7 protein-coding genes are annotated in these 6,639 nt (G+C 36.9%); 4 read left to right on the top strand and 3 right to left on the bottom strand.

All coding sequences use genetic code 11. The features are described from left to right. Positions 1-247: 247 nt before the first annotated feature. Positions 248-655, bottom strand: a complete 408-nt coding sequence (locus AC58UX_RS32415; RefSeq protein WP_497260141.1) for a hypothetical protein — start codon at positions 653-655, stop codon at positions 248-250. A gap of 919 nt (positions 656-1,574) precedes the next feature. Here AC58UX_RS32415 and AC58UX_RS32420 point away from each other — a divergent pair. Continuing rightward, positions 1,575-2,096, top strand: a complete 522-nt coding sequence (locus tag AC58UX_RS32420) for a hypothetical protein (RefSeq protein WP_497260142.1) — start codon at positions 1,575-1,577, stop codon at positions 2,094-2,096. Positions 2,097-2,296: 200 nt separating this feature from the next. On the opposite strand, the gene AC58UX_RS32425 is transcribed toward AC58UX_RS32420, so the two are convergent. After that, positions 2,297-2,476, bottom strand: a complete 180-nt coding sequence (locus tag AC58UX_RS32425; RefSeq protein ID WP_497260143.1) for a hypothetical protein — start codon at positions 2,474-2,476, stop codon at positions 2,297-2,299. 340 nt (positions 2,477-2,816) lie between these two features. After that, positions 2,817-3,218 carry a VOC family protein gene (locus AC58UX_RS32430; RefSeq protein WP_497260144.1) on the bottom strand — a complete coding sequence of 134 codons (402 nt, stop codon included), beginning with the start codon at positions 3,216-3,218 and terminating at the stop codon, positions 2,817-2,819. Between the two features lie 486 nt (positions 3,219-3,704). On the opposite strand from AC58UX_RS32430, the gene AC58UX_RS32435 reads away from it, so the two are divergent. From AC58UX_RS32435 to AC58UX_RS32445, 3 genes are all read left to right on the top strand, one after another. Further along, positions 3,705-5,045, top strand: coding sequence for a hypothetical protein (locus AC58UX_RS32435; protein WP_497260145.1), 1,341 nt, complete (start codon positions 3,705-3,707; stop codon positions 5,043-5,045). A gap of 121 nt (positions 5,046-5,166) precedes the next feature. Then, positions 5,167-5,799, top strand: a complete 633-nt coding sequence (locus AC58UX_RS32440; protein ID WP_497260146.1) for a DUF3221 domain-containing protein — start codon at positions 5,167-5,169, stop codon at positions 5,797-5,799. A gap of 182 nt (positions 5,800-5,981) precedes the next feature. Next, positions 5,982-6,551, top strand: coding sequence for a GNAT family N-acetyltransferase (locus AC58UX_RS32445; protein ID WP_497260147.1), 570 nt, complete (start codon positions 5,982-5,984; stop codon positions 6,549-6,551). Positions 6,552-6,639 lie beyond the last annotated feature (88 nt).

Genomic DNA, 6,639 nt, shown 5'->3' on the forward strand with positions numbered 1-6,639 from the left:
CCTCCTGATGTGGGATTTTAAGGGCTGTAGACCCGTTACGTACTCCCATCGTACAGAGGCGCTCTTTTTTATTCAAATTCCAAATTATTCGTTTCACAGGAATTCTAACGGAGAACGTTAGTTCCATAAAATTGAAGTTTCAAGTAACAAGCACAATCCATGAGGTTGTGCTTTTCTTTTTCCCTTGAGAGCGTTTAGGATTCATCTACTGGTGTTGAAAAGAGCAAGGGGGTGTGTGAAATAAAAATTATTTAGGATGATTTTCGTCATGCCTACGAGTTACATTAATGCTACCTTTGATACTCCCACCTTCTCCAGAAGCTTCAACTACAAAATGGTCGTGAATATTATCGTCCTTGGTATATCTCCAGACACAAGTCCAGTCAAATTTGTTTCCTTTTTCATTACAAATAAGTATTCGATTTTCCCATTGCTGTGTTCCAGTAGGAACTCTCCATACTTTAAATGTATTTGAATATGCGGCAGATACACGAATAACCATCTGCCCATCACCTTCAGGCAAGTAGACCCAATTACCTTCAGGAGCAGGAATAGTTTTAATGCTCATTAAAGTTGGTTGTTGTGCATAAGCTACTCCATTGAATATCAAAAGAAAAAAAGCAGTTACTACATTGATAGTTAGTTTTTTAATCATGCAAATTTCACCTCCATTGCTAAAATGCTCAACTCGGCAGAAAATTATTATAAATGGACTACCCATGCGGTTGTGATAATTCTAGACCTTTAGAGCGACTAGGAAGACTTGTGGAGCGTTCGAGGAGTGAGAATGGAGTAATGTGTAAGTGCATAAATTTATGGTGGATTGGTCAGTCAATTCAAATGAATGAAAGAGATGACGAGTTCTTTGATGTTGAATTATCTAAATGTAATAACTTCAAGGAAGATGAACAACTGAGGTTTATATCATTTAGAAAAGAGATATTATAGTAGATGTTTAGAAGAACGCATTAGCGTACGTTAGTTGAGAATTAAGGGGAGTTGTTTGCCACGATCAGCAACAGCTCTTTTTTCATTAGACCTTGTTAAAGTTAGTTGTTGATAATTGGATTATCAGAACAGATGTTTTAAAATAGTGAAATCAGTATATCTTAAAGTTTAAATAAGGGGTGATTATGTGGAAGTTTTCGGAATTATGGGGTTCATATTCGGACTTGTTGCTTTTACGAATGCATTGACCAGTATTAAAAAAGTAAAAGAACTTGAAAAGAGAATTGATGATTTAGAGGGAAAATCGTGAACAATGTCTCAAGCAAACGGGTGCTTTGATTGAATAAGACTATATTACAAAATAGATCTCCCAGACAATTGGTAGTTCTATTTTTTTTCACTTACTATCAACATTAAAATTTAACAGAGCCTTTCATTAAAGTAATGGGCAGTAGAGCGTGGTGGATACAGTGAGTCGGGTGGGCTGTTAAGCGTGTTAATAGATCTCATAATATGAACGGGCAGAATTACGCTATCGACAAGGTTAGACATACTTATATTCCAAATTGTGGTAACATATTGTGGATGTTCCAATAAGCCATGGATTTCGTTTAGGGGGTAAACAAATGAAGAAGAGGAAGAGGATTGGAATTACAATACTAATTCTAATCGTTATGGGTTCTATCTACTTCTGGGGTTCTAATTTATCCCCACGATATTACTACACTTTTATTACAGACAATACAAATTTAAGTAATGAAAATATCAATGGTTTAAAGCTACACCAAAGTATGAAGGATGATTGGTTTATAGGTAAATACGGTAAGGAATATGAAAGAATAGAAAATGCACTTTTTGACTATTACAAATTAAATGATGGTCTGGTGATTGCTACAAAAAAGGGTAACGATAAAATTATCCGTATTAGTATTACATCTGTAAATGCTGAATCATTAAGAACAAACAAAGGAATCGGCATTGGAGAATCAATTGACAAAGTAAAGCAATTGTATGGTTCTAGCTACTATACAAGGTGGGAACAAGGTGGGAGTATTATTGGGTATGTTGATGGGAAGGAAACTTTGGAATTTTGGTATGCTAACAATGAGGTAGACCAAATACGATATGATATTGCATCTATGAGTTAGCATGGTAACCAGTAGCTTAAATAAAAGTCATGACATTGAACTAACGGGTAAGGTATCGTTACGTATTTCATGAATAACAAAAAGGCTGCCGCGGCAGCCTTTTTTACTTTACGGTAGCCTACATTAATGTGGGATTTACTAACTTCACATATAAGGCTCTCTTAACGTTGTAAATCCGCGTTTTGCTGGCGGTACCCCTATTAACGGTTTTCATTGTTTGTTAAATTGTTAATTGCGTTAGTTGTTGCATCAACTGCATTCATTGCAGCATTTTCAGTTGCTTCCAACCCTTTATGAACAGAATGAAATACAGCCCCAGCGGTATCCTTTATGTTCTCTGAGACATTTTGGGAATTTCGTTTGTTGTTTTGATTAGACATTTTTTCACCTCCTAAACGTCTTTAAGTTGTGTAAAAAAAAATATGTTATTCAAATAAATAAAACAAAATTAATGGTTGCTGATTTTATTTACGCAGCGCAGCCGGCACTCGATCGTTTGCCTTTGTCTGTTGAGGTAATGGGTAGAATTGTTCCAATATCTGGTAGGGATTTCTTGTTTTTCGGGGAGTACCAGTAGTCATTAATTCATTACAAGTGAAGGCTACCAAAATTATTGTTCGGTAGCCTTCTCAACTAAGGTGCAGGATAATTGAATAATGTTGGAGGGGGATAAAATGAAAAGAGGAACTTGTTTCGAGGTAACCGGCGTTTCCATATTTATTAGCGTTTCGGCATTTTGCTCTGATCCATGTACAGCAGGTTCCAGCGGTGACCGTCCAGGTCGGCAAATCCTGCGCCGTACATCCATCCGTCAATTTCACTCGGCTTGCCAAAGATGCTTCCTCCAGCAAACTCTACTTTTTGAATAAAGGCGTCTACTTCTTCTCTGCTTTCAGCGCCAATGGAAAATATTACTTCTGCGCTATGGGAGGTATCTGCTTTTTTTGAACCTGTAAATTTCTCAAACTCCGCATCCGGGAACAATAGAATCGTTGTTTGGTCTATGGCAAGCTTGGCTCTCTCGTTACCAAAGCTCACCGCATGGAGGCCAATCTCATTGAAAAAGGCAGTTGACTTCTCAACATCTTTAACCGGCAGATTAATCCAAATCTTCTGTGACATAACTGTACCTCCTGGGTTATATTTTCAACTACCCCTACTATACGCTACATCTGGCAGTAGAAGCGAATCTTATAATAGAAACCGTAACTCATTTTCAAATATGAAGTGAACCGACTTCTGAAAGGCGATGTTTCATTGCGTCCTTTAATGGCCTGTAAACAAAGAAGCCGCAGCCAACCATCATAACCAGACCGAAGATCCACGCAAAAAAAAATTCCTTCATATCATGACTCCTAATGAGTAATTAAGTGTATATTCTCTCCACATATCCAATGATATTCATATCTGATTGTTAAACATGATAGTGTAATAATTTGTAAACTGCACATACTGCTAGGAAGAATGAATGAAGTACGGTATTAAAATGAGAAATTACTACTCTGCACATCACTTACCGTACATTTTACCTGGCGTATTACTTATAGTGTTTGCATGTTATGTATCATTTGTTGTAGGCATTTGCCCCTAAGATTAGGAGGAAGACAATTGGGATTACAACCGATGAATGGATGTTACGCCTTACCCTTTGTACAACGGTCCAAAATGAAATGGTCTATGCACCTGATTTTCATATTCTCTATAGGGATGTTCGGAGCTTTCTTGTTTATCCCAATCAATAATGTTTTTTTCAATATTGCTTATAAGTTAATCTGTGGGATACTAGTAGCCTTTTTACTATACGCATGGGTGTTTGCAGGTATCCTCCGTCGACAATACCTTAAGATAACTCAGGATGCTATTGAGTTTAAATCCGCATTCGGGACTAAGAAAGCATATTGGAAAGAAGTCTACGACATACAGGTCTTTACCCAAAGTCGCACTACTTTTATTGGACTGGTTCTTAAGGACAAAATAAAGCAATCATTTTGGTCTGAGATAATCAATATGAACGGAGGGATGTATTTAATCAGAATCGCTACTACACTATTTGCTAGCATAGATATAGAAACTTTGTATTCAACGATTAGATCACAAATGAAAATGCAACCATGTGAACTTGATTCATTGGAAAAAGATCATTTAGGAATAGAAGAACATGTAGAAACAAACTTGTTTATAGTACTTCTTAAAATATTTCTTTTAGCTCTAGTATGTGGAATTATTTATGGCATTTCAATTTATTTGCTGAAAATGAATTTTTTATTAATTCCTATTTTCTGCCTAATGGGAATTATCTATATATATAAAAAGAATGTTCTTGAGAATCACATTATTTGGCCGTTAAGGCTCATCATCGGGATTTTATCTGTGATGCAAATATTTGTTGCGATGGTCACCAATATTATCTTGGCGGGTAAAATTCCATTCAGTTTAAGGAATCTAATAGATATTTCTTTAGACTACATTAAGTATATTAAAGACGAGCCGTCAAAGAATCTGATGGTAATTGCAATTGCTATTGTGCTTTTTGCGTATGGCACGTTTCATGGGAAAACGTTTAGGCTCGTCAAGGTAATAAGAAAAGTCTTGATGAAAAGACAAGGCGATTACTTTTATAAGAGTAAAGGTAGAAGCACCGAAATTTATTTGATAGACCCCGCAGACTTTCGTGAAGATGAAACCAAGTTCGTGGCCCAAATAAATGAAGGGTGTTTCATTGAGAAGGAAGGTAAAAGACTTAAAAAATTATTATTACCAAAAACAGCAATTGAGCGCTTTGAAATCACAATAAAGGGTAGTAATATAGTCCAAAATGGAGAGGAACAGTATTATAACGTAGACCTCGGGGGAACAGGCTCTTTCGGCTCTTTTGTTCCGTATGTATTTCCTTGTGTACTAATCTGTAACACTAACAAGGACGTAGAACTAATTCGATTAGACCTTTAGAAGTGTTTAAGAAGATTGTTCGCTGAGCTATCGGGCAGAGTAGCAAATTGGGAATTTGGTACAAGATAAATTTTCTTCTATTTGCTATAGTTAACAAAAGTGAAATTTAAGGAGTAAGGTCATGGAAAAAGCGGTATTTATGAGGCTGGTAATATTACTTGCTACGGTTAGTATCATGCTTCTAACTATTATAGTCACTAGTTGCGAGAAAGCGAATATTTCGGAAAATACGACTCCACCCAATATGACTGGAAAAATCACCTCCATCAGCAACGAAGGGGGAAGCTTTCTAGTAGTTTCAACTGACAAATTCTTGGATCAAGATAAAAAAATGCCAGATGCCGCTTGGTACAGTATGTTGGAAAATGCGGTTATAGAGTATAAAGGGAAGACGTTTAGAGCTGAAGATGTAAAAATTGGATCAATTGTTAAGGTGTGGAGCGAAGGTATTATGAAACAAAGTTACCCTGGACAAGCAGGGGGTATACGTTTTGAGATTACTGCCATTGATTCTGGTAAAGGCGATGCTATAGGGAGAGTCACAGGTATAGAGAAAACTGGCGCGGGCGTAAACGAGATTTGGTACGTAAACGTGGATGGGGTAAAATATGGGCTGCATAATCTCACACAAGTATGGGAAAAGGGAGCTCGTTCGAATGTTACTCGCATTAAGGTGGGGGACCAAATAAAGATTTGGTTCTTAGGGTATGACTTAGAATCGGGGAAGTATATATCACAGATCGTTATCTCCTGAATTAAAATAACATTATACTTCGATGTGAAATATCCCGCGATTACGAAGAATTATAGCTGAGGGGCTTGCTTCGCGGCAACTCCTCTTTTCTTTATTGAAGTAACGGGCAGTAGAGTTAAATGGGAATTTATACAAACAAAGAAGTTGATGGATTATAATATAAGAAAAAGGAGGACAAACACGTGGGTTATACTTTTGAAACAAACCGCTTATTACTTCGATTTTTTGAGTTATCTGATGCAAAAATGGTTCAAGAATTAGCTGGTAACGAAGAAGTTGCACGTACGACTCTAGCAATTCCTCATCCATATCCAGATGGTGCAGCTGAACAATGGATTGAAAATGTTCGTCAATCCTCCGAAAAAGGGGAAAATTATGCTTTTGCGATGATAAAAAAAGACGATGGATTATTAATTGGAAATATGAGCATGGGAGTATCCCAAAAGCATAATCGTGCTGAGCTGGCTTATTGGGTAGGAAAACCTTTTTGGGGGCAAGGATATGCAACGGAAGCTGCACAAAGAGTTATACGATTTGGTTTTGAAGATTTAGAACTGAATCGTATTTCCGCAGCTGCTATGACAAAAAATCCTGGTTCGTATAACGTAATGAGAAAAATCGGTATGAAAGAAGAAGGTACTTTCCCCCAACATGTATTAAAGCGGGGAAGCTATGAAGACTTAGTATTTTATGGAATGCTCAAATCCAATTATTTAAAAAAAGGCTTGTTAAGCTCCCTCGGTATGATTTGATTTTCTCACGTAAGCTCGTGTATTCGCAGGATTTCATTCTCTTTGATATCGGACGATGAAGGAAAGAGAGTTGAGTTGATAGGGCCTA

The sequence above is a fragment of the Paenibacillus sp. J22P90 genome, from assembly GCF_059692195.1.